The sequence below is a fragment of the Kitasatospora sp. NPDC049258 genome (genome assembly GCF_040678895.1).
Taxonomy (GTDB): domain Bacteria; phylum Actinomycetota; class Actinomycetes; order Streptomycetales; family Streptomycetaceae; genus Kitasatospora.
The window spans coordinates 1-19,990 of the sequence record NZ_JBFAQT010000002.1; the positions used below are offsets into that span (position 1 = coordinate 1).

General features: G+C 75.1%; 20 protein-coding genes. 16 read left to right on the forward strand and 4 right to left on the reverse strand.

Annotated features, from left to right (window positions below; all coding sequences use genetic code 11):
- The 11 genes from AB0K43_RS01880 to AB0K43_RS01930 form a co-directional block, all read left to right on the forward strand.
- Window positions 1–979: alpha/beta fold hydrolase (locus AB0K43_RS01880; RefSeq protein ID WP_363634706.1), on the forward strand; the 979-nt coding region annotated here is incomplete at its 5' end.
- Between the two features lie 64 nt (window positions 980–1,043).
- Window positions 1,044–2,021, forward strand: coding sequence for an ornithine carbamoyltransferase (locus AB0K43_RS01885; RefSeq protein WP_363634708.1), 978 nt, complete (start codon window positions 1,044–1,046; stop codon window positions 2,019–2,021).
- Window positions 2,018–3,451 (forward strand): MFS transporter, encoded by a 1,434-nt coding sequence (locus tag AB0K43_RS01890; protein ID WP_363634710.1) that lies wholly within the window; start codon window positions 2,018–2,020, stop codon window positions 3,449–3,451. The genes AB0K43_RS01885 and AB0K43_RS01890 overlap by 4 nt, the downstream gene beginning before the upstream one ends.
- Before the next feature lie 8 nt (window positions 3,452–3,459).
- Window positions 3,460–5,220 carry a fatty acyl-AMP ligase gene (locus AB0K43_RS01895; protein WP_363634712.1) on the forward strand — a complete coding sequence of 587 codons (1,761 nt, stop codon included), beginning with the start codon at window positions 3,460–3,462 and terminating at the stop codon, window positions 5,218–5,220.
- Entirely contained in the window at window positions 5,217–6,947 is a 1,731-nt protein-coding gene (locus AB0K43_RS01900) for an acyl-CoA dehydrogenase family protein (protein ID WP_363634714.1), read from the forward strand. Before AB0K43_RS01895 ends, AB0K43_RS01900 begins: the two co-directional genes overlap by 4 nt.
- Window positions 6,944–8,470: an acyl-CoA dehydrogenase family protein gene (locus AB0K43_RS01905; RefSeq protein WP_363634716.1), complete on the forward strand. Its 1,527-nt coding sequence runs from the start codon at window positions 6,944–6,946 to the stop codon at window positions 8,468–8,470. Before AB0K43_RS01900 ends, AB0K43_RS01905 begins: the two co-directional genes overlap by 4 nt.
- A gap of 85 nt (window positions 8,471–8,555) precedes the next feature.
- Complete coding sequence (locus AB0K43_RS01910; RefSeq protein WP_363634718.1) at window positions 8,556–8,822, forward strand: acyl carrier protein; 267 nt, start codon at window positions 8,556–8,558, stop codon at window positions 8,820–8,822.
- On the forward strand, window positions 8,819–10,237 hold the full coding sequence (locus AB0K43_RS01915) for a condensation domain-containing protein (protein ID WP_363634720.1): 1,419 nt from the start codon (window positions 8,819–8,821) through the stop codon (window positions 10,235–10,237). Before AB0K43_RS01910 ends, AB0K43_RS01915 begins: the two co-directional genes overlap by 4 nt.
- 153 nt (window positions 10,238–10,390) lie before the next feature.
- Entirely contained in the window at window positions 10,391–11,488 is a 1,098-nt protein-coding gene (sbnA, locus tag AB0K43_RS01920) for a 2,3-diaminopropionate biosynthesis protein SbnA (protein WP_363635249.1), read from the forward strand.
- Window positions 11,489–11,532: 44 nt separating this feature from the next.
- Window positions 11,533–12,585, forward strand: a complete 1,053-nt coding sequence (gene sbnB / locus AB0K43_RS01925; protein WP_363634722.1) for a 2,3-diaminopropionate biosynthesis protein SbnB — start codon at window positions 11,533–11,535, stop codon at window positions 12,583–12,585.
- A 29-nt stretch (window positions 12,586–12,614) separates the two neighbouring features.
- On the forward strand, window positions 12,615–13,076 hold the full coding sequence (locus AB0K43_RS01930; protein WP_363634724.1) for a DUF5990 family protein: 462 nt from the start codon (window positions 12,615–12,617) through the stop codon (window positions 13,074–13,076).
- A gap of 10 nt (window positions 13,077–13,086) precedes the next feature.
- On the opposite strand, the gene AB0K43_RS01935 is transcribed toward AB0K43_RS01930, so the two are convergent.
- On the reverse strand, window positions 13,087–13,716 hold the full coding sequence (locus tag AB0K43_RS01935) for an alpha-ketoglutarate-dependent dioxygenase AlkB (RefSeq protein ID WP_363634726.1): 630 nt from the start codon (window positions 13,714–13,716) through the stop codon (window positions 13,087–13,089).
- 123 nt (window positions 13,717–13,839) lie between these two features.
- Here AB0K43_RS01935 and AB0K43_RS01940 point away from each other — a divergent pair, with 123 nt between their 5' ends.
- Together AB0K43_RS01940 and AB0K43_RS01945 are read left to right on the forward strand one after the other, a co-directional pair.
- The gene (locus AB0K43_RS01940; protein WP_363634728.1) at window positions 13,840–14,568 is read left to right on the forward strand and encodes an alpha/beta hydrolase; all 729 of its coding nucleotides are present in this window, start codon (window positions 13,840–13,842) and stop codon (window positions 14,566–14,568) included.
- Window positions 14,569–14,712: 144 nt separating this feature from the next.
- Window positions 14,713–15,111, forward strand: coding sequence for a hypothetical protein (locus AB0K43_RS01945; RefSeq protein ID WP_363634730.1), 399 nt, complete (start codon window positions 14,713–14,715; stop codon window positions 15,109–15,111).
- Window positions 15,112–15,174: 63 nt separating this feature from the next.
- Here the strand turns inward: AB0K43_RS01945 and AB0K43_RS01950 are convergent, their stop codons facing one another.
- On the reverse strand, window positions 15,175–15,765 hold the full coding sequence (locus tag AB0K43_RS01950) for a sigma-70 family RNA polymerase sigma factor (protein WP_363634732.1): 591 nt from the start codon (window positions 15,763–15,765) through the stop codon (window positions 15,175–15,177).
- 65 nt (window positions 15,766–15,830) lie between these two features.
- On the opposite strand from AB0K43_RS01950, the gene AB0K43_RS01955 reads away from it, so the two are divergent.
- Window positions 15,831–16,025 (forward strand): hypothetical protein, encoded by a 195-nt coding sequence (locus AB0K43_RS01955; RefSeq protein WP_363634734.1) that lies wholly within the window; start codon window positions 15,831–15,833, stop codon window positions 16,023–16,025.
- A gap of 364 nt (window positions 16,026–16,389) precedes the next feature.
- Here the strand turns inward: AB0K43_RS01955 and AB0K43_RS01960 are convergent, their stop codons facing one another.
- Window positions 16,390–17,148, reverse strand: a complete 759-nt coding sequence (locus tag AB0K43_RS01960; RefSeq protein ID WP_363634736.1) for a hypothetical protein — start codon at window positions 17,146–17,148, stop codon at window positions 16,390–16,392.
- A 196-nt stretch (window positions 17,149–17,344) separates the two neighbouring features.
- On the opposite strand from AB0K43_RS01960, the gene AB0K43_RS01965 reads away from it, so the two are divergent.
- Complete coding sequence (locus AB0K43_RS01965; protein ID WP_363634738.1) at window positions 17,345–17,554, forward strand: hypothetical protein; 210 nt, start codon at window positions 17,345–17,347, stop codon at window positions 17,552–17,554.
- Window positions 17,555–17,572: 18 nt separating this feature from the next.
- On the opposite strand, the gene AB0K43_RS01970 is transcribed toward AB0K43_RS01965, so the two are convergent.
- Window positions 17,573–18,607: a LacI family DNA-binding transcriptional regulator gene (locus AB0K43_RS01970; RefSeq protein ID WP_363634740.1), complete on the reverse strand. Its 1,035-nt coding sequence runs from the start codon at window positions 18,605–18,607 to the stop codon at window positions 17,573–17,575.
- A 162-nt stretch (window positions 18,608–18,769) separates the two neighbouring features.
- Between AB0K43_RS01970 and AB0K43_RS01975 the strand changes: the two genes are divergently transcribed.
- Window positions 18,770–19,957 (forward strand): Gfo/Idh/MocA family oxidoreductase, encoded by a 1,188-nt coding sequence (locus tag AB0K43_RS01975; RefSeq protein WP_363634742.1) that lies wholly within the window; start codon window positions 18,770–18,772, stop codon window positions 19,955–19,957.
- Window positions 19,958–19,990 lie beyond the last annotated feature (33 nt).

Sequence of the window (19,990 nt, forward strand, 5' to 3'; positions counted from 1 at the left end):
GGAGCAGGTCTCCATCGACGACAACTTCTTCGCCCTCGGCGGCCACTCCCTCCTGGTCACCCGCCTGGTCAGCCGCATCCGCACCGAACTCGGCGCGGAGCTCCCGGTCCGCTCCCTGTTCGACGCCCCGACGGTCGCCGCGCTGGCCGGCCGACTGGGCGGCGCCGACAGCGACGCCCTCGCGCCGCTGCTGGCCCTGCGCGCCGGCGGCTCGGACCGGCCGCTGTTCTGCATCCACCCCGGCCTCGCGGTCGGCTGGAGCTACGCGAGCCTGCTGCCGTACCTGCCCGCCGAGCTGCCGGTGTACGCGCTGCAGGCCCGCGGACTGGACGGGACGGGCCGACTCCCCGGCAGTATCGAGGAGATGGCCGCCGACTACCTGGCCCGGATCCGCGGCGTCCAGCCCGAGGGCCCGTACCGGCTGCTCGGCTGGTCGTTCGGCGGCACGGTCGCCGCGGTGATCGCCGCCGGGCTCAGGGCGCAGGGCGCGGAGGTCGAGCTGCTCGCGGTGCTCGACGCCACGCCCGACTGGACCGGCGGCCCGGTGGCGCCCGCCGACCGGACCGAGCGCGATCGGTTGATCGAGGTGCTGGCCGGCCTCGGCATCCTCCCGGCGGAGGACCCGGCCACCGAGCCGGAGTCCGCCGCCTCGGACCGGGCCCGCTTCCTGGCGATCCTCTGCGCGGCCTACCCCGAACTCGCCGACCTGGACGGCCCGTCCACGACCGCGCTGATCGAGGTACTGCTCAACAGCGAGCGGATCTCCGAGGACCACCGTGCCCCGGCGCTCGACCAGGACGTACTGCTGTTCGTCGCCGAGCGCACCGAGGACCCGGCCGACCCGAAGCCGGCGGCCTGGCAACGGCACACCCTCGGTGCGGTCGAGGTCCACCCCGTCGACTGCTCGCACGCCGACATGACGACCCGCCGGGCGGCGGCCGCGATCGGACACGTGCTGACCGGCCGGCTCGGCGGCTGACCGCAGCCCCGGCCGCAGCCCCTCCGCCCCGCCCCGCCCCCACCAATCACGGAACGGAAAGACGATGACGGCTCCCGTACGACACCTGATCTCGATCTCGGACCTGGACGACGACGACCTGCGCCACATCGTGGCCCGGGGCGCGCAGTTCGCCGAGAGCGGCCGGCCGTACCCGCAGACCCTCGACGGCGACGTCGTCGGCATCTACTTCAAGCGGTCCTCGACCCGGACCAGGACCTCCTTCTCCAGCGGCTCGCTGCGGCTCGGCGCCCGGATCGTCACCTACCAGAACGGTGACCTCCAACTGGCCACCGGCGAGAGCCTGGAGGACACCGGCGACATCCTCGGCCGGATGCTCGACGTGCTGGTCGCCCGGACCGCCGAGCCCACGGCCGACCTGCGGGCACTGGCCGCCCGCAGCCGGATGGCGGTGGTGAACGCGATGAGCACCGAGGAGCACCCGACCCAGGCGCTCACCGACCTCACCGCCCTCTCCCGGCACTTCGGCCGGATCGACGGCCTGCGGGTGCTCTACCTGGGCGAGGGCAACAACACCGCCTCCGCGCTGGCCCTGGCGCTCAGCCGCTTCCCCGGCACCGAGCTGCACCTGCGCACCCCGCGCGGGTACGGGCTGGACGCCGACTACCTGGCCCTGGCCACCAAGCAGGCCGAGGCGTACGGCTCGGTGGTGACCGAGCGCCACGACATGGACGAGCTCCCGGCGGACGTCGACGTCGTCTACACCACCCGCTGGCAGACCACCGGGACCACCAAGCCCGACCCCGACTGGCGGCAGACCTTCGCCCCCTTCCAGGCCCGGGCCGAGCTCTGGGCGAGCAGCCCCGGCGCGGTCTTCATGCACGACCTGCCCGCCCACCGGGGCGAGGAGGTCACCGCCGAGGTACTGGACGGGCCGGCCAGCATCGCCTTCTGGCAGGCCGAACACAAGCTGTACAGCGCCATGGCCGTCCTGGAGTGGTGCGCCCGCGGCCGTACCACCGTGAACGCGGCACCCGACGAATCCCCGGAGACCCAGGCATGAGCACCACCGACATTCCGACGGCGCAGCTCCCCACCGCCGAGCCCGCCCCGCTCCGCCGCAACCGCGACTTCCGGCTGCTGTGGACCGGCACCGCCTTCTCCTCGCTGGGCTCCCAGGTCAGCACCTTCGCCTACCCGCTGATCGTGCTCTGGTCCGGCGGCTCGGTGTCCGAGGCCGGTCTGACCGGCGCCGCGGCGAGCCTGCCGCAGCTGCTGTTCTCGCTGTTCGCCGGGGTGATGGTCGACCGCTTCGACCGGCGCCGGCTGATGATCGGCTGCAACCTGGGCCGGGCCGCCGCGCTCGCCGTCCTGGTCGCGACCATGCTCTCCGGCCGGGTGATCCTCCCGCTGCTGCTGGCCGTCGCCTTCGTCGAGGCGAGCCTGACGGTGGTCTACAAGCTGGCCGAGCACTCCGCCGTCCGCAACGTGGTCGAGTCCGAGCACCTGTCGCAGGCGATCTCGCAGAACGAGGCGCGGGTCCAGGGCGCCGGGCTGCTCGGCCAGCCGCTGGCCGGTGCGCTGTCCTCGCTGACGGCCTGGCTGCCGCTGCTGTTCACGGTGGTCTCGCACCTGGTCTCGCTGGTCACCCTCTCGGGCATCAAGCGGAAGTTCCAGGCCGAGCGCGAGCCGGACGCCGAGCGTCCCAAGGTGCTCACCGACATCTCGGACGGCGTCCGGTGGCTGTGGAACCACCGGCAGCTGCGGGCCGCGGCCGTGCTGGTGGCGGTCAGCAACATGCTCTTCGAGGTGCTGGTGCTCGGGATGCTGACCACGCTCCGCGACAACGGTGCGCAGCAGGCCGTGGTCGGCCTGGTGATGGGCGCGGCGGGCGTCGGCGGAGTGGCCGGCGCGCTCAGCACCAACTGGTGGATGGAGCGGCTGCGGCTGCCGGTGATCGTGATCGGCGCCAACGCGGCCTGGACGGTGCTCTTCCCGCTGGCGGTGTTCCTGAAGAACCCGCTGCTCTTCGGCCTGGTGATCACCCCGATGGCGTTCATCGGCGCGATGTGGACGATCGCCGTGGTCTCCTTCCAGGTCGAGATCACCCCGGACGAGATGCAGGGCCGGATCGCCAGCGTGATCGGCATCGTGGCCTTCGGCACCCTGCCGCTCGGCGCCCTGATCGGTGGTTACACCCTCCAGGCCTTCGGCTTCCGGACCTCCGTGCTGGCCTGCAGCGTGGTGATGCTGCTGCTCACCCTCGCCGCGGTGGCCAGCCCGTCGCTGCGCCGGATCGGCTCCGAGCTGCGCGAGCGGGCGGACCAGGAGCAGCCGGCCGCCGCCGCGGACGAGCCCGCCGCGGACGAGCCCGCCCCGGCCGAGTCCGCAGCCCCGGCCGAGCCCGCAGCCACCGCGGCTCAGGCCGAGCCCGCGGAGGCCGAGCCGGCCGGCACCTTCGACGCCCCCACCCCGACCCCCGCAGGGAAGTGACAGCGACCATGCCCGACCTGATCCAGTCGACGGCGCGGCACGCCCGCGAGATCCCCGGCAACGAGGCCGTCGTATTCGTCACCGGCCACGGCAAGGACGCCGTCACCCACACGCTCACCTACGGCCGGCTGGTCCAGGACGCCCAGTCGGTGGCCGCCGGACTGCGCGCCCACTGCGAGCCGGGGGACAGGGTGCTGCTGCTCTTCCCGACCGGCCTGGAGTTCGTCAAGGGCTTCCTCGGCTGCCTCTACGCCGGTCTCGTCCCGGTGCCCGTCCCGCTGCCGGGCCGCGGCTCCAGCCAGCGCCGCCGCACCACCGGTGTCCTCCAGGACTGCGAGGCCACCGCCGTCCTGACCGACCTCGCCACCCTGCCCGAGGTGGCCGACTGGCTGGAGCAGGAGGAGCAGTCGCAGGTCCGCTGCGTGGTGACGGAGTCCGTCCCGCAGGTGGCGCCCGAGCAGTACGCGTGGCTGCGGCCCCAGCCCGAGCAGCTCTGCTTCCTCCAGTACACCTCCGGCTCGACCAGCGACCCCAAGGGGGTGATGGTCGGCCACGGCAACCTCGCCCACAACTTCGGCGAGCTGCGCGCCCTGCTCGGGATGCGGGCCGGCGACACCGTCTGCAGCTGGCTGCCGCTCTTCCACGACATGGGCCTGATCGCCGCCCTGCTGCTCCCGCTCCACCTCGGCCTGCGCACCGTACTGATGTCGCCGACCGACTTCGTCCGCCGCCCTTACGCCTGGCTGGAGTTGATCCACGCGTACCGGGCCACCCACAGCTACGCGCCCAACTTCGGCTACAACCTGGCCGCCCGCTCCGTCACCGAGGACCACCTGGCCCGGCTCGACCTGTCCTCCTGGCGCTGCGCGGCCAACGGGGCCGAGCCGGTGCACGCGCGGACCATGGAGCTGTTCGCCGAGCGGCTCGCCCCGGCCGGCTTCCGGGCCACCGCGATGCGGCCCGCGTACGGCCTGGCGGAGGCCACCCTCGGGGTGACCACCACCGCGCTCGACCAGGAGCCGCCGATCGCCCTGGTCGACCCGGCGGAGCTGGAGCGCAACCTGTTCCGGCCCCGGCCGGACGGCTCGCCGCTGGTCAGCTGCGGCTCACCGGTGGGCCTGGAGGTCCGGATCGTCGACCCGGCCACCCGCCGGGTGCTGCCCGACGGCGAGGTCGGCGAGATCTGGCTGCGCGGCGGCTCGATCGCCCCGGGCTACTGGGGCAAGCCCGAGGTCAACGAGCAGGTCTTCGACGTGGCGACCGCCGAGGGCGACCGCGGCCACCTGCGCACCGGCGACCTCGGCGTGCTGCACGAGGGCCAGCTCTACGTCACCGGCCGGATCAAGGACGTGCTGATCGTCAACGGGCGCAACCTCTACCCGCACGACGTCGAGCGCGAGAGCGGCGAGCTGCACCCGGCCTTCGCCGGTCTGTCCGCGAGCGTCTTCTCGGTGCCCGGCGACGGCGTCGGCGAGGACCTGGTGGTGGTCCAGGAGGTCCGCCAGGCCAAGGTGGCCGCCACCGACCTGGCCACCCTCGCAGGCGAGGTCAAGCTCGCCCTCAGCCGCAGCCTCGGCGTGCCGGTCGGCAACGTGGTCCTGCTCAAGCCGGGCAAGGTGCAGCGCACCACCAGCGGCAAGATCCAGCGCTCCCGGATGCGGCAGCTGTTCCTGGCCGCCGAACTGGAGCCGCTGCACGAGGACCTCAGCCCGCGGACCCGCGCGCAGTACCGGCCGGCCGCCCTGGCCGAGGGCGGGGCGGGCGCGTGAAGTACCTGCCGCACGAGCTGGCCGCGCTGTTCGACCGCAAGCTCGGCGACCCGCACGACCCGCTCCAGGCCTTCTCCTTCGCCCGCTGCGCCGACCTGGACGAGCGCGAGCAGTTCCCCACCGAGATCTGCCGCGCGCTGGACGAGCTCGGGCTCGCCCAGCACTACGTCCCCACCGCGCACGGCGGCGCGCTGGAGAGCTACGAGGAGCTGGCCGCGCTGCTGCGCACCGTCGCCCGCCGCGACCTGACGGTGGCCATCGCCCACGTCAGCACCTTCCTGGGCGCCGCCTCGGTCTGGCTGGCCGGCAGCCCCGAGCAGGCCGGCCGGCTGGCCGCGGAGATCCGCGACGGCAGTGTGGTCTCGCTCGCCCTGACGGAGCAGCAGCACGGCAGCGACCTGCTCGCCAACGAGCTGGCGACCGTCGAGGGCGAGAGCTGGTACCGGGTCAACGGCGAGAAGTGGCTGATCGGCAACGCCTCGCGCGGCCAGTTCGTCTGCGTGCTCGCCCGGACCGACCCGGCCGGCGGCCCGCGCGGCTTCAGCCTGCTGCTGGTCGACAAGCGACGGCTGGCGCCCGGCAGCTTCCGCTGCCTGCCGGCCGTACGCACCGTGGGCATCCGCGGCGCCGACATCAGCGGCATCGCCTTCACCGACGCCGAGGTCCCCGCCACCGCCGTGGTCGGCGAGCCCGGCCGCGGGCTGGAGACCGTGCTGAAGATCCTCCAGCTGACCCGCAGCCTGTGCGGGCCGCTGTCGCTGGGCACCGGCGACCACGCGCTGCGGCTGGCCGTGCGCTACAGCCTGGACCACCTCGGCCCGGCCGAGGGCGGCCGCACAGCCCCCCGCCCGCTCACCGAGGCCTACACCGACCTGCTGGTGGCGGAGGCCGTCACGCTGGCCGGGGCCCGCTCGATCCACGCCCTCACCGGTGAGCTCAGCGTGGTCTCCGCCGCCGTGAAGTGCTTCGTGCCGCACACCGTCGAGGAGCTGATCGCCTCGCTCGGCTCGACCCTGGGCGCCGGGGTCTTCCTCAGCCGCTCGTACCTGCACGGCGCGTTCCAGAAGCTGGAGCGCGACCACCACATCATGAGCATCTTCGACGGCAACACCTTCGTGAACCTCAACGGCCTGATCAACCAGTTCGCCCAGCTGACCCGCGGCCACCGGCGGCGCACGGTGGACGAGGACGGCCTGGCCGTCGCCGTCGACCTGTCCGCCGAGCTGCCGCCCGCCCGGGGCGAGGCCCTCGAACTGCTCTCGCGGGCCGGCAGCAGCCTGGTGCAGAGCCTGCCCTCGGCCCTCGCCGAACTGGCCGAACTGGCCACGCTGCGCGCCGTACCGCCGACCCTCGGCCGGTACGCCGAGGAACTGCTCCAGGTCACCGAGGAGTTGCACGCGGCGATGGCCGACCACCGGCCCTCGGCCCGGGACGTCCCGCCCGAGGCCTTCGAGCTGGCCCGGCGCTGGACCCAGGTGTTCGCCGCGGCGGCCTGCGTCCAACTGTGGCTGCGCAACCGCGAGGCGGTCGCCGGCTCGCCCACCGCGGCGTTGTGGGCCGACGGCCTGTGGCTGGAGGCCGGGCTCGCCCGCCTGCTGGCCCGGCTGCGCCCCGGCACCCTGCGGGACGGCGCGGTCTTCGACCGGCTCTCCGACCGGCTCCTCGACCAGTACCGGGACGGCGAGTTGTTCTCGCTGCTGCACTGCCGGATGGAGGAGACGGTATGACCGCGCCGATGCCCGCCCGCCGGCTGGACCGGCTGGACCGGCTGGACGCCCTGCTCGGCGACCCCCGCACCCCCGAGGGCCCGCTCGGCCCGGAGACCGTGGTCGCGGCCGACGAGCGCGGCGAACTCCCGGCCGCCGGAATCCGGGCGCTGGACGCGTACGGCTTCAACGCCGAGCTGCTCCCCGCCGCCCTCGGCGGCCGGTTCACCCGGGTGGACGAGCTGGCCGAGGCCTTCCGCACGGTCGCCCGCCGGGACCTCGCGCTGGCCACCGGCTACGGCCTGGGCAGCCTCACCGCCGCCCTGCACGTGCAGCGCTCCGGCGACCACGGCCGCCAGGCCGAGCTGGCCGAACTGCTGCTCGCCGGCGGCCGGGTGGCCACCGCCTTCACCGCCCCCGGGCCCGGCCTGCGGGCCGCCCCGGTCGGCGGGCAGCTGCTGCTGAGCGGCGCCGAGCAGCTGGTCGGCGACCCGGCCGGGGCCGATGCGCTGCTCCTCCCGGCCGCCCTCGACCGCGGCCGCGGCCACCTGCTGCTGCCCGCCGACCCGCGCCTGATCGCCTCCCCGCCGCACAGCAGCACCGGCCTGCGCGGCTGCCGGTTCGCCGCGGTGACCGCCGACGGCCTGCGGGTCGACCCCGACCGGCTGGTCGACCCGGACGGCGACGGGCCGGCCCGGGCCGCCGCCGTCGGACGGATCACCGGCACCGTGCTCGGCTCGGCGCTGGTCGGCGTCCTGGACACCCAGCTGCGCACCGCGCTGGGGTTCGCCGAGGAGCGGGTCCTGTACGGCCGGCCGGTCACCGGGCTGCCCAGCGCCCGGGCCCTGCTGGTCGACGCCTTCCTCGACCTGCTGATCGCCGACTGCTGCACCGCCGTCGCGGCCCGCGCCCTGCACCTGCGGCCCGGCCGGGCCGGTCTCCAGCACGCCGTCCGGCAGCTGGTCAGCGGCCTGGTGCGGGACGCCGTCCACCAGCTCTCGCTGCTGCTCGGGGCCCGCTCCTACCTGCGCGAGGGCCCGCACGCCCTGTTCCAGAAGCAGTCGCGGGACCGGACGGCCCTGGCCACCCTGCACACCGGGCCCGCGCAGCCGGTACGGCCGATCACCGCCCTGACCGATCGGGCGCTGTTCGCCGCCGAGCCGCAGCTGCCCGAGCTGGACCTGGAGCGGCTCGGCCGGATCGCGGACGAGCCCGCCGAGCCCGCGCCCGGGATCGACCCGGAGCTCACCGCGGCCCATCCCGAACTGGCCGCCCTGGCCGTTTCGTTGGTCGAACGCCCGGATGCCACCGGCTTCGCCGCCGCGGCCTGCCTCCAGCTCTGGTGGCACGGCCGTCCCGGCCACGAGGGCTTCCGCGCCGAACCGCTGTGGATCCACGCCGCGCTGCACCGGCTGGCCACCCGGGCCGGCCACCGGAGCACCGCCACCCGGTCGGGCCACGACGCCGCCCTGCTCGACGAGTTGCGCACCAGGCTCGCCGAGGGCCGCACCTTCGACCTGGCGGCCCGCCCTCCGGCCTGCTGACCGCCGCACCGTCACCGGCGTCAACAGCGTCATCAGCCCCCATCACCGCCCGCCCCACCCCGAACCGAACGGCAGGGAGCCCGACATGTCCGAAACCGCCCTCGACACCTCCGCCGAAGCCATCGCAGACTGGCTCACCGGCAGGGTCGCCTACTACCTCGACCGGCCCGCCGCCGAGCTGCGACCCGACGTCAAGCTGGTCGAGTACGGCCTCGACTCGGTCTACGGGATGAGCATCATCACCGAGATCGAGGACCGCTTCGACCTCGAGCTGGAGTCCACCTTGGCCTGGGACCACCCGACCATCGCGGCCATCACCGGCTACCTGCACACCCTGGTGGGCGGGCGTTGACCGCCGACCCCGCCGGGCAGCAGGTCTCGCTGGGGCAGGAGGCGCTGTGGTTCCTGCAGCGCCTCGCCCCCGCCAGCCCGGCCTACAACGTCGCGATGGCGGTGCGGATCCGCCAGGCCGTCGACGACGCGGCGCTGCGCCGGGCCGCCGCGGCGGTCGCGACGCGGCACGAGCTGCTGCGCTCCCACTTCGTCGAGCAGGACGGCCGGCCGCTGCGCCGCACCGTCGAGACGCTGCCCGGACTGCTGGAGATCCGCGAACTGCCGGACGCGAGCGAGGAACAGCTGCACGCCGCGGCCCGGCAGGCGGTGGCCCGCCCGTTCGACCTGGCCGAGCCCGGTCCTGTCCGGCTCCTGCTGCTGCGCCGCGCCGAACGGGACTCCGTCCTGCTGCTGGCCGCCCACCACGCGGTCACCGACGGCGCGTCCCAGGTGCTGGTGCTGGAGGACCTGCTGGCCGCCTACCAGGCCGAGTCGGCGGGTGCGGGCGAGCCGACCTGGCCGGCGCTCGCCCGCCCGTACCAGGAGTACGTGAGCGCCGAGCGGGAGCTGCTCGGCTCGCCCCGCCGGGCCGAACTGGCCGACCACTGGCGGACGCTGTGCGCCGGGGCGCCGCCGGCGCTGGAGCTGCCGACCGACCGGCCGCGCCCGGCCCGCAAGCGCTTCACCGGGGCCAGCTGGGACTTCCGGCTGCCCGAGGAGCTCGCCAGGTCGCTGCGGCCGGCCGCGGCGGCGGCCGGGGTGACCCCGTTCGTGCTGCTGTTCGGCGCCTTCCAGGCGCTGCTGCACCGCTGGACGGCGCAGCCCGACTTCCTGGTCGGCTACGCCGTCTCCACCCGCCCGGAGCGCACCATGCGCAACACGGTCGGCTACTTCGTCAACACCCTGCCCGCCCGGGCCGACTTCGCCGAGCGTGAGCTGACGTTCCGTCGCCTCCTCGACCGTACGGCGGTCCAGCTGCGGCATGGCCTGGCCCACCGGGATCTGCCGCTGCCGCTGCTGCCCGCCGAGCTGGGCCTGCCGCACGACCCGAGCCGGACCCCGGTGTTCCAGAGCATGTTCAGCCTGATCACCGCGACCAGGTTCCAGCCACTGCTGGAACTGCTGGCCCCGCCGGACGACGCCAAGCCCGAGCTGGTCCACCACGGGTTGCGCCTGACCGGCTTCGACCTGCCGCAGCAGGAGGGCCAGTTCGACCTCAGCGCCGAGGTGCTGCAGGCGGACGGCGCGGTGAAGGTGGCGTTCAAGTACGACACCGACCTGTTCGACGCCGCCACCGTGGGCCGGATGGCCGGCCACTACCGGCTGCTGCTGGCCGCGGCGGTGGCCGACCCCGACCTGGTGGTCCGCCGGGTGCCACTGGTGGGGCCGGCCGAGCGGGAGACCCTGCTCGCGCTCGCCACGGCCGCCTGGTAGCAGGACACCGGGCCCGGCCCGGCGGTCCGGTCCGCCGGAGCCCGCCGCGCAAACCGCCTGCTGCCCGGGGCGTCCTCCCACACCGTCACACATGACTGGAGAAACGGCGTTATGCCAGCACAGAACGGTCAACAGGACTGCACCGTGTCGACGATGCCACGGCCCGCCGAGTGTGCGCCCGCGGTCCTCGACCCGCTGGCCGAGGCCGCCCAGGGCCCGGCCACGGCCGGCGCCGGCCGGCCGGGCGGCCCGCTGCGCAGCCGACTGGCGATGCTGGCCGCGACCTTCGCCGAGACGCCGCTGGTGCGGATCGAGGACGAGGGCATCGACCTCTACGCCAAGCTTGAGTACTGCAACCCGAACGGCAGCTCCAAGGACCGGTCCGCGTTCTGGATCCTCAAGGGGGCGATCGAGCGCGGCGAGATCACCTCCGGGACCACGGTGGTGGAGTCCTCCTCGGGCAACTTCGCCATCTCGATGGCCGCGTTCTGCCGGTCCCTCGGCATCCGCTTCGTCCCGGTGATCGATCCCAACTGCAACCAGCTCACCGAGGCCTACCTCGGCATCATGTGCGACCGGGTGGAGAAGGTCACCGAACGCGACGCCAGCGGCGGCTACCTGGCCACCCGGCTGACCAGGGTCAAGGAGCTGCAGACCGAGTACCCGCACGTGTACTGGCCCAACCAGTACGCCAACGAGGACGCCCTGCTCGCGCACTACTCGATGACCGGCGGCGAGCTGTGCGCGGCCCTGCCGAAGCTGGACTACGTCTTCCTGGGGGTGAGCACCGGCGGCACCATCGCCGGGGTCTCCCGCCGGGTCAAGGAGCAGAACCCGGCGGTCACCGTGGTCGCGGTCGACGCGGCCGGCTCGGCGATCTTCGGCCAGCCGCCGCAGACCCGGCTGCTGCCCGGACTCGGTTCCAGCCTGGTGCCGCCGCTGTGCGACCGGGCGCTGATCGACGACGTGGTCATCGTGCCCGAACCCGCCGCCGTCCAGGGCTGCCTGGACCTGGTCCGCCGGCACGGCCTGTACGCCGGCGGCTCCACCGGCAGCGTCTACGCCGCCATCGGCCACTACTTCGCCCGCCGGCCGGCCGGCGGCCCGCGCCCCACCGTCGCGTTCCTGTGCGCGGACCGCGGCACCGCCTACGCGGAGACCGTCTACGACCCCGGCTGGGTGGCCAGGTCCTTCGCCGACCGGCCCGACCCCGCCCAGTGGCCGGGCGCCGCCCTGCCGTCCGCCCTCTGACCAGCCCGTACCCGTCACCCGCACCCCTAGAGGAGCCTCGAGAGATGACCGACACCCAGAGCCCGCTCAGCGCGCTGCCCGCCCCGCTCACCCTGCCGCAGCTGCGCGTGCTCACCGGCGAGGACGTGCTGCGCCGGATCGACGCCGACCGGGCCGGCTGCGTCGACGTGGTGCGCCGCGCCTACCTCACCCACGCGGCGGGCAAGAGCGTCAACCCGGAGAGTGCCTTCCTGCGCTTCCCGCACCGCCCGAACTCGCGGATCATCTCGCTCCCGGCTTACCTGGGCGGCGAGTTCGAGGTCGCGGGCATCAAGTGGATCGCCAGCTTCCCGGACAACCCGGCCCGCGGCATCCCGCGCGCCTCGGCGGTCCTGCTGCTCAACGACACCGAGAGCGGCTACCCGATCGCCGCCCTGGAGTCCTCGGTGGTCTCCGCCAGCCGGACGGCCGCCTCCGCGGTGCTCGGCGCCGAGGCCCTGGTGGGCGGGCGGCGGGCGCGGCGGATCGGCCTGGTCGGGGCCGGGCTGATCGGCGGCCATGTGTGGAAGTTCCTCCGCGACCTGGACTGGCAGGTCGGCGGCTTCCGGATCTTCGACCTGAGCACCGAGCACGCCGAGCGGTTCGCCCGGATCCTCAAGGCGGACGGGGTCGAGGACGTCGAGGTGGTCGAGGAGGCGGCCGGCGCCTTCACCGACTGCGACCTGGTGATCCTCACCACCGTGGCCGGCGAGCCGCACCTCACCGATCCGGCGCTGCTGGCCCACGCCCCGGTGGTGCTGCACCTCTCGCTGCGCGACCTGGCGCCCGAACTGATCCTGGCCGCCCAGAACTTCACCGACGACATCGACCACGCGGTGCGCGAGCGGACCTCCCTGCACCTGGCCGAACAGCAGGTCGGCCACCGCGAGTTCGTGCACGGCACGATCGCCGACCTGCTGGCGGGCACGGTGCGGCGGGATCCGCAGCGGGCCGCCGTCTTCTCGCCGTTCGGCCTCGGGATCCTGGACCTGGCGGTCGGCAAGTGGGTGTACGACGCCGTGCTCGCGGCGGGTGGCGGGCAGCCGGTGCCGGACTTCTACGGCGAGGCCGTGCGCTGACCCGGCGCCGGGCGGGGGAGACTGGTCGGATGCAGATCCGTATCGAGGCCACCGCCCTGCCCGGCCGTACCTTCCCGGCCGTCCCCGGCTTCGCCGGTGGGCGGGACATCCACGTGGGCGTCCAGCGCAAGGACCGCCCGGACGAACTGCTCGACCTGGTGCCCGCGGACGCGTTGACCGCCGTCTGGACCCTGGACTGCACCGCCGCCGAGGGTCCGGACGGCATCGAGCTGCGCGGCCCGTACCTGCAGAACCGGCTCGGCGGCCGCTTCGTCTACCTGTCCTGGGTCGCGGCCGACGACACCGGCCGGCCCGCGATGTTCCGCCGGGCCAAGCTGATGCTCGACGCCGTCCCGGCCGAGACCTTGGCCGAGGCCGTCCGGCTCGGCCGGCTGACCGCCCGGCTGCGGTTGACCGACGGGACGGGCCTGCCGGTGTGTGCGGCGGTCCGCCCGCCGCGGGTCGAGTGGAGCGCCGAGCGGGTCGCCTGACCGGACCGGCTCAGGCGACCCCGCGCGGCCGGAACTGGATGCTGATCCGCGGCCCCACCGGGCGCGCGGTCTTCGGCACGGCGTGCTCCCAGGTGCGCTGGCAGGACCCGCCCATCACGAGCAGGTCGCCGTGCCCGAGCGCCTGGCGCACGCTCTCCCCGCCGCCGAACCGCGGCCGCAGCAGCAGCGGCCGCGGTTCGCCGACCGAGACGATCGCCACCATGGTGTCCTCCAGCTCACCCCGCCCGATCCGGTCGCCGTGCCAGGCGACGCTGTCCCGTCCGTCCCGGTAGTAGCACAGCCCGGCACTGACGAACGGCTCCCGCAACTCCCGTGCGTAGTGCGCCCCGAGCGCCTCCCGGGCCTGGGCCAGCACCGGGTGAGGCAGCGCCGCGCCCTCCCGGTAGTGCGCGAGCAGCCGCGGCACCGCCACCACCCGCTCGTACATCAGCCGTCGCTCGGCCTGCCACGGCACCCGCTGCGCCAGCTCCTCGAACAGCGCGTCCGCCCCGGTCAGCCACCCGGGCAGCAGATCGATCCAGGCCCCGTTCCCGAGCACCCGGCGCCGCACCCCGGTCAGCTCCCGCAGCCCGATCCCCTCGGCCGCGTCGAACAGCGAAGCCTGCACCTGGACACCCATGCCGACCAGCCTACCCCCAGAATCGAACAGGCGAGCGAATCGCCAGGCTCGGGCTGGAATCTCCCCCCGGGGGAGGTCCTACGGTCCGTCCAGCAGTCGGCAACACGAGGAAAGAGGTCGACCATGACGACGTTCCTGCTGGTCCCCGGGCTCTGGATGGGCGGTTGGGCCTGGACGGAGGTGGCCGCCGAGCTCGCCGCACGCGGGCACCGGGCGGTGCCGGTCACCCTGCCGGGCCTCGGCGAGCGGGCCGGCGAGCCGGGCGCGGAGACCGGCCTGGCGGACCACACCGAGGCGCTGGTGGCGCTGCTCGACGCCCAGGGGCCGGGGGTGGTCCTGGTGGCCCACAGCTACGCGGCCTTCCCCGCCCTCGCCGCCGCCGACCGTCGCCCCGGCCAGGTCGAGCGGGTGGTGTTCGTGGACACCGGTATCCCGGAGCACGGCGAGTCGGTGCTGACCAGCTTCGTCGGCGCCGCCCTGCCGGCCGCCACCGAGCGCGGGGTCCTCCCGGTGCCGAGCGAGCTGTCCGGCCTCAGCGGCGCGCAGCTGGCGCGCTACCACCGCCTGGCCACCCCGCACCCCGCCGCGACCGTGGCCGACCCCGTCGAGCTGACCGGAGCCTGGCGCACGCTGCCCACCACCGGCGTGTTCTGCCTGGAGAACGGCCTCAGCCTGGAGGTGGCCCGCTCCCTGCACGCCACCGGCCACCCCAGGTTCGCCAAGCTCGCCGAGCCCGGGGTGACCTTCTTCGAGCTGGCCACCGGCCACTTCCCGATGCTCACGGCCCCGCTCGACCTCGCCGACGTCCTGGTCCGCGCCGCCAACGGCGAGGGCGCGAGCCTGTACGGCTGACGCCGCACCGCAGCTGCGCTCCCCGGACCGGCAACCCCGTGCCCGACGGCGCGGGGTTGCGGGTGTTGGGCCGGCACGGCGCGGCCGGCCGGCCACGTGACAGACTCCCAGCGGCGGGGACGGACGGCGACGGGGGATCGGGCGATGGCGGAGCGGCTGAGGGTACGCCCGACCGGCGCGACGGGCAGGGCCCGGCGGCTCCGGGCCCGCCCCCAGGTCTGGGCGAACCTCGGGATCGGGCTGCCCGCGGTGGTGCCGCTGTACCTCGCGTGGTGGCTGCTCACCGAGTACGCCCCGATGGACTGCGCGAGCGTGGCGGAGGCGGCCGCGCCGGGCTTCGCCGGCACCTGCAACTACACCGTGCTCGACCACGCGGGCGTCGTCGCCTTCCTCCTGCTGCTCACCGGCGGCCTGGTGCTGGCCCTGGTCCTGCTGGTCGACCTGCTGCTGCCGCGCGCCCGCGGCCGGGAGGCCGGGCCGTGGCTCGCCGCCACGGTGCTGATCCCGGTCCCGTTCGCCGTGCTGTGGCTGCTGGCCCGCTGACCCGGGCGGGCCGGGGGCCTGCGCCCGGCCGTCCGGCTGCCCGGCCCGCCCGGCCCACCCGCTTCAGCCGCCGACCGCCGCCGGCAGCCCGCGGACGAGCGCCTGCTCGCGCCCCGGGCCCTCCGCCGCGCGGAGCAGCAGCACCAGCTCGTCCCGGGCCCGCGCCAGCCGTGACCGTACGGTGCCGACCGGGCAGCCGCAGACCTCCGCCGCCTCCTGGTAGCTGTAGCCCAGGACCTGGGTGAGCACGAACACCTCCCGGCGGTCCACCGAGACCCGGGCCAGCAGGTCGGCCAGGGCGACCCCCTCCTCGAAGCCGCCGGGCGGCGCGGGCCGCCGGTCCACGGCCTCCTCCCAGTCGGCGAGGCCGGCGTTTCTGGGGCGCACGGCCGACCGCCGGTAGCGGTCCACCACGGTGCGGCGGGCGATGGACAGCAGCCAGGTCCGGGCGCACGCCCGGCCGGTGAAGCCCGGCAGGCTGCGCAGGGCCCGCAGGAAGGTCTCCTGGGCCAGGTCGTCCGCGGCGTCGGGGTCGGCGAGGTGGGCCACGAAGCGCCAGACGTCGCGCTGGGTGGCCCGGACGAAGGCCTCCACGGCGGGCCGGTCGCCACGGCCGCCCGCCAGCGCGAGCTCGGTCAGCTGGTCGTCGTTCACGAGCGGCCCCCCGGGGCGAGGGGGCGGGGTGATCGGCCGCGCCGGGAGTACGGGACGATGGGCCCATGAGATGCCCGGAGCACCGTGCCGCCCCCGCCGCAGAGCCGAACGGGGGGCCGGGCGCCGACTGCCCGGAGTGCGCCGAGTGGCTGCGCGCCGAGCGCCGGCTCGCCGAGCTGGCCGGGCAGGCGCCGGGGCCGTCCGAGAGCTGGAGCGGTGGGCTGATGGGCCGACTCGACGAGGCGCTCGGGCGGGACTGACGCCCCGCCCGCCGGACGTCGGCCGAGGGTGCGGGCGCAGGAGCGGGGGGACCGCCCGTCGCGTGGCGGTATCGCCGGGACGGGCGGGTGCGGGGCGGCCGGAAGACCGACAGACATGGTGAGGTCCTGGGGGCAGGGGACAGTGGTGGATCCGCGTCCGACGGCCGCCGCTGACGCCGGGTCGGCGCACCGGCCCGCGCCGTGCTCGGCGGGGGCGGGGCGCTTCGAGGGCCGGCGTGGGAGCCGGCCCGGCGAGCGGTGGGGCAGCGGTGCGGGCAGGCCCGGGCGCGTGAACGCAGGGGCTACCGGCCCACCACCGGGGCGCCGGCCGGAGTTCCGGTCGGCGGCAGGGGCGATGGGCGTGTCACGGCAGCGCGAGCCGCGGCGGGCCCCGCCGCACCACCACGTGCAGCAGGACCGGCTCGGCGGCGGGTCTCTCCCGCCGGCGCGGCCGGCTGCCCGGCGCGACCGGTCGCAGGGTCGGCGGGAGCAGCAGCAGGACGGGGGCGACCGCATGCGCCAGCGCCAGCAGCAGCCGGCCGAGTCCGCTCACGGCCGCGTCGCCGCGGCAGAACAGCAGGGCGCAGGCCAGCGCCGCCAGCGCGTGCGCGGCCACCATGCCCGTGGAGCCGGCGTGCAGGCCGTCGGGAAGCGCCCAGCCGTGCTGCGCCGCGCCGCCGTCCGTCCCCACCATGCCGCTCATGCCGGGCATGCCGGGCATCCGGTGGGCCATCGCCGTGCCCGCGGGCATCGCGTCCGGGTCCAGCCCGGCCGCCCGGGCCAGCTGCTCGGGGTCGACCCGGCCGTTCAGCGGCTCGGCCGTGCAGAGCAGCAGTGAGATCCAGTCCGGCTTGCCGCCCGTGGCACCGGGCAACTGCTGCACCCGGTCGAACAGCTGGTGCAGCCCACCTTGCAGGGCGAGCATCCAGCCGGTGACCGCGAGCGGCGCGCGCGGCCGGCCGCCCAGCAGCCAGGAACACCCCATGACCCCCGCGAACGCCAGGGCGAGCCAGCGCGACGGCAGTTCAGCCGTCGTCATGCTGACGTGCGCACAGGCGGCCAGCGCCACGCACAGGGCGGCGAAGACCCCCGAACGGATGACGCGGGGCAGTCGGACAGTCACAGTGTTCGCCATCGTGCCACCCCCGCCCGCCGGCGTCGAAACCCCCGGGGGGTACCCGGGCGGACGGACCACCGGTTTCGAGCCGCGGGCCTCAGCGGCCTGTTGAACAGTCAACTCTCCATCGGGGCGGCACGGTCGCGTCGCCACGGTCGGCAGGGGGATCGACCGGCGCCGGCCGGACAGCGGGGAACGAGCCATGGGCGAGCGACCGTCGACGGGCGGCGCCTCGCCCGGTGTCCCGCAGGGCCCGTGGGATCCGCACCGGGTGGACTCCCTGGTCGATCCGGGCCGCCGGGCGCCGGCCACGCAGGTGGCGATCCTGCTGATCCGCGAGATCACGGCGGCGCCGCGCCATCGAGCCGGCCTGGAGCTGGCCGGTAACACGCCTTCGTCCCACGGTCGTTGAGCCAGGCAGTAGCCCCGGCTACGGCCGCGCCGGAGCCGCCGTGCTCGCCCGCAGCACGACCTCCAGCGGCAGCGCGACCACCTGGGGCGCCGCGCCCGGCGCCGCGGCCAGGGCCAACCGGACGGCCTCCCGCCCCATCAGCTCCAACGGCATCCGGACGGTGGTGAGCGGCGGCGCGAGGTCGGCCGCCAGCGGCACGTCGTCGAACCCGGCCACCGACACCCGCCCCGGTACGTCGATCCCGCGGTCCCGGAACTCGGCCAGCACCCCCACCGCGAGGATGTCCGAGAGCGCGAGCACGGCCGTCGGCAGCAGCTCCCCGGGGTGGCCGTCCAGCAGCCCGGCGGCGGCCGAACGCCCGCCCTCCCGGCTGAAATCGGCCTCGAACAAGCACTCCTGAGGCAGCGTCAGCCCGGCCTCGGCGAGCGCATCGCGGACCCCGGCGAGCCGCTCCTGCGCGACCCGCAGCCGCCCCGGCCCGCCGACCACCGCGAACCTGCGGTGACCCATCCCCAGCAGGGCCCGGACCAGCTCCGCCGCGCCGGCCCGGTTGGCAGGGCTCACCGTGTCGTACCCGGACCCGTGATCGGTGATCGCGGTGACCACCCCGCCCTGCGCCCGGTAGCCGGCCAGCGCCTCGTCGATCGGCCCGGCCGCCGCCGGGTCGGTGTAGGCGGACCCGGCCAGCACGATCGCCCGAACCCGCTGAGCGTGCAGCATCCGTACCGCGTGCAGCTCCCGCTCGGGGTCGGCGTCGGTGCTGGCCACCAGGCTGAGCAGGCCGGCCTGCGAGCTGGCGTCCCAGACCGCGCGGGCGATGGTGCCGAAGTACGGGTCCGCCACGTCGTGCAGCAGCACCCCGATGGTGGCGCTGGAGGCCCGGGCCAGCGCCTGCGCCGGGGCGTTCGGCAGGTAGCCGAGCTCCCGCGCGCTGCTGCGCACCCTGGCCGACAGCTCGTCGGTGACCGTCCGGGCGGAGCCGTTCAGCACCCGGGAGGCCGTGGCCAGGGAGACCCCGGCGTGCCGGGCCACATCGCCGAGGGTGACCGCCACCGCGCGCTCCTGTCGCCGTCTCCTGTGATCGTCCGGGCCAGGGTACCGCGCTGCTCGCAACCCTTGACCGAACATTCGAACGGCCTCTAGCCTCGATGGTGGAAAGCGCTTTCCGCGCTTTCCGGCACGCACCTCCCACCCCACCGCAGACGAGGAGCCCCCGTGACCCGCAGGGTGATCGGCATCGTGATGAACGGCGTCACCGGCCGGATGGGCCACCGCCAGCACCTGGTCCGCTCGATCCTCGCCCTCCGCGAGCAGGGCGGCCTCGCCCTGGCGGACGGCGAACTGCTCTGGCCGGAGCCGATCCTGGTCGGCCGCAGCGCCGATCGGCTCAAGGCGCTCGCCGACCGCCACGGCCTCGCGCACTGGACCACCTCGCTGGACGAGGCGCTGGCCCACCCGCTCGCCGAGGTCTACTTCGACGCCCAGGTGACCCCGGCCCGGGAGGCCGCCCTACGCGCCGCGATCGCCGCCGGGAAGCACCTCTACACCGAGAAGCCGACCGCCGAATCCCTGGACTCCGCGCTGGAGCTGGCCCGCCTCGCCGCCGCGGCGGGCGTGCGCACCGGCGTGGTGCAGGACAAGCTCTTCCTGCCGGGTCTGCGCAAGCTCAAGCGGCTGGTGGACGCCGGCTTCTTCGGCCGGATCCTGTCCGTCCGGGGCGAGTTCGGCTACTGGGTCTTCGAGGGCGACTGGCAGAGCGCCCAGCGGCCGTCCTGGAACTACCGCGCCGAGGACGGCGGCGGCATGGTGCTCGACATGTTCCCGCACTGGCGCTACGTGCTGGACGAGATCATCGCCCCGGTCCGCTCGGTGTACGCGCACACCGCCACCCACATCCCCGAGCGCGTCGACGAGCAGGGCCGCCGTTACCCGGCCACCGCCGACGATGCCGCCTACGCGCTGTTCGGGCTCGAGGGCGGCATCACCGCGCAGATCAACTCCTCCTGGGCGGTCCGGGTCGACCGCGACGAGCTGGTCGAGTTCCAGGTCGACGGCACCGAGGGCAGCGCCGTCGCGGGGCTGCGCAGCTGCCGGATCCAGCACCGCGCCGGCACCCCGAAGCCGGTCTGGAACCCGGACCTGCCGGCCACCGAGCCGTTCCGCGCGCAGTGGCAGCAGGTGCCCGACAACGAGGAGTTCGACAACGGCTTCAAGGTCCAGTGGGAGCTGTTCCTGCGGCACGTGGTCACCGGCTCCCCGTACCGGTGGGACCTGCTGGCCGGCGCCAAGGGCGTCCAGCTGGCCGAACTCGGCCTGCGCTCCGCCCGCGAGGGCCGTCGCCTCGAGGTGCCCGAACTCGACCTCACCGCACCCCGGCCGTCCGAGCCCGAGCAGGAGCGGTGATGACCGAGCTCCACCTCCCCGGCCACGGCCGCC